The following is a 2,695-nucleotide window of genomic DNA, read 5'->3' on the forward strand; positions in this document are numbered from 1 at the left end:
TCGGTTGAGCTTCCTCTCCTACTGCCTTTGTAGTCGGTTGAGCTTCCTCTCCTACTGCCTGTGTAGTCGGTTGAGCTTCCTCTCCTAATGCCTGTGTAGTCGGTTGAACTTCCTCTCCTACTGCTAGAGCGTCGGTCCAGTAGACGTGGTTGACAAGTATACAAAAATGTGGGTGGTGTGAAAATCCGGCTCGAAATCTAGGCGGTTTTCTGTTGAGTGGTTGTGGGCATTCTGGCTAAAAGATGAAGATTATGGACAACAGCCATACGTCGTAAATCAAAAAGGTTCTTACGAATTCCTAAATAACGAGCGCGAGTACCCTGCCATTGACCAATGTGAGCAAGGCTATGTTCAACAGTGATTCTCTCTCGTAGTTTGGCTCGACCAGATTGAGAAGTTTGGTATTGCCGTAATTCCTGTAATAGAGATTCATCCGGATGAATAGAAACTGTGCGACCTTTGATGTTAGTTGTACATCAGGAACGTTTGGGACACATCTGACACTTTTGACGAGGAAATTGAACTACTTTACCTTCATCAAAAGGAATGCTAACTCCATTGGGACAGCTAATTAATTGCTGTTCCCAGTCAAGAACAAATGCTGTTTTGTCAAAAACTTTACCGTTACGGACTCGCCAAGCTTTACAAATAATGGTCAAGTTTTCATCACGTTCTTTTACAAAATGACTATTGAGATATCCTCGGTCTATATGTAATTCTTTCAATATTATAAGTTGAGCTTTTAAGTCTTCCGCCATCCCTGGAGTGACACTGGCTTCGGGAACATTAGCAGGAGTGACTCCGACTGCTCGTACTAAACCTGAGTCTAAATCTTTAAGAATATGACGTTTGTAACCATCAAACCTCTTGCTACTACTTTTACGTCCATGACGCATGTGTTCGTCTTCAATGGAGATGCGCCGATTTTTGGCAACACCTTTACGGAGCTTTGGGTCGCCGTTATCTATTACCTCCACATCTTGTGCTTCCACGGTTCTAGCTACTCCCAGATGTTGATTAACATCCTTGAGGGTTTGCTCATCCAAGCTCGCTTCTTGTTCGACCCACGATTCAACTTGATTGAGGGTTTGGAGAATGGTTATTAAAGCTTGTGTTCTTGAATCTGGGTCGTCCCAATCTAAATCTAAGGCAGCTTTTAAACTTGACCCTGCTATGAGAGAAGCTCCTGATTGTGAAGCAATGATATCTAATTTTTCCCCCTGTTGATGGGCAATTACTTCTAAGGCTTTTCGTAAGGCATGACCTAAGAGGTTGTAAGTATCTTCGACTTTTGCTGCCCCCCACAAAGGACTTGAATCGAGTGCTCCCCGCAAAGTTCGAGAACTAAATCCCCCTTTTTTTTCCACCATTTCTATGGTGCGTTCTACTAAGCGGCGATCCCCTTCACTAGCAATTAAAGCTGCACGAAACCTCACCAGAGTCCCTTTCCCAAAAGGTGCTTTTTCACAGTCTAAGCAATCTAACACCAATTGCCATCTTCTATCCATGTTGAGAGCTTCTATTACTTCATCATCAGACACTCCCATATAAGCTTGTAAAATTATAGCTAAACCTAGTTGTGCTGGTGGTACTGGGCATTTTCCCACTGTACTATCTTTAAATAGGGTTGCTAGTTCAGTTTGAAATTGCTCATCAAATAATTGATGACGAATCTCCCTCAAAATTAGAAATAGTTTAGCTTTTCGGATTTTTTTAGCTACTTGTTGCTCAGATGGGGAAAGAGCAATTGGAGGATTCCAGAAAAGGGGACGCATCGGTAAACTCTTGCTCAAAACACATATACAATATTTTCTATCATCCATCCCTTACCTGAAGTTTGACAATCAATTCAGCGGTAAGGGACTTCCACTAGTAATCCCAAGAGATTCTGATTCCCCGGAAGACCTACGTAAAGTCGGGTTTCGCACCCGTAAGATGAAACCCGGAATTCGTTGCGTAGTCGGAATGCTTTTCTTACACACATTTTCCTGTGTTTGTCAATCACTTCTACTGGACTGACGCTCTAGGAATCAATGTTGGCCACATTATGATTTCAGTCTATTTTAATGGACTTTATCCATTAGCCGGTTGGTAACCATTCAGCGGTCAGCGGTCAGCGGTCAGCGGTCAGCGGTCAGCGGTCAGCGGTCAGCGGTCAGCGGTCAGCGGTCAGCCGTTGGCCAGGCTACGCAAATGGCTACGCTACTTGAGGTGCCGTCCGCTGACGTAACAGAGATTAAACCAATGCTTACTTGTTGTCTTGATCCCAAGCGCGAGTGGGGTAAACCCCCGCAGGTCGGTAATGGTGCGTTTTCCGTAGGCGAATTAAATTCGCCACGGGTCGCACCTCTGCATTGCTTATTCAAAAGCTGATAGCTGATAGCACCTCAAGTAGCGCATTAGCTGTTGCCGTAGCGTGTGCGTAGCACATAAGCACCTCAAGTAGCGTGTGCGTAGCACATATAGCGTTGATCACAGTTATGAGGTACAGTATTCTTTGAAGCTGATTCCCTGTTAAGCACCTAAACAAAATTAATTTCCTACTACCAATCTCTGTAACCCTTACAGTGTAAGGCTTTGATTTTTTGAAAATGGGTAATTAATTTTGTGCACCTGCTTAGGTGCGCTTTCCGCATCTAATTATTAAATTCGCTCAAGGTGCGCGCCTCCTAGGCCGGGTTCCCCGGCCTAGGAA

Annotated in this window: 1 protein-coding gene and 1 pseudogene; one reads left to right on the top strand and one right to left on the bottom strand. The window is 44.3% G+C overall.

The window, feature by feature from the left end:
- Positions 1–197: 197 nt before the first annotated feature.
- A pseudogene (locus F6K37_RS37600) lies at positions 198–1,775 on the bottom strand (IS1182 family transposase).
- A 313-nt stretch (positions 1,776–2,088) separates the two neighbouring features.
- On the opposite strand from F6K37_RS37600, the gene F6K37_RS37605 reads away from it, so the two are divergent.
- The gene (locus F6K37_RS37605) at positions 2,089–2,373 is read left to right on the top strand and encodes a hypothetical protein (protein WP_287256125.1); all 285 of its coding nucleotides are present in this window, start codon (positions 2,089–2,091) and stop codon (positions 2,371–2,373) included.
- Positions 2,374–2,695: the final 322 nt, after the last annotated feature.

This window comes from Moorena sp. SIO4E2 (assembly GCF_010671945.1).
GTDB lineage: Bacteria > Cyanobacteriota > Cyanobacteriia > Cyanobacteriales > Coleofasciculaceae > Moorena > Moorena producens.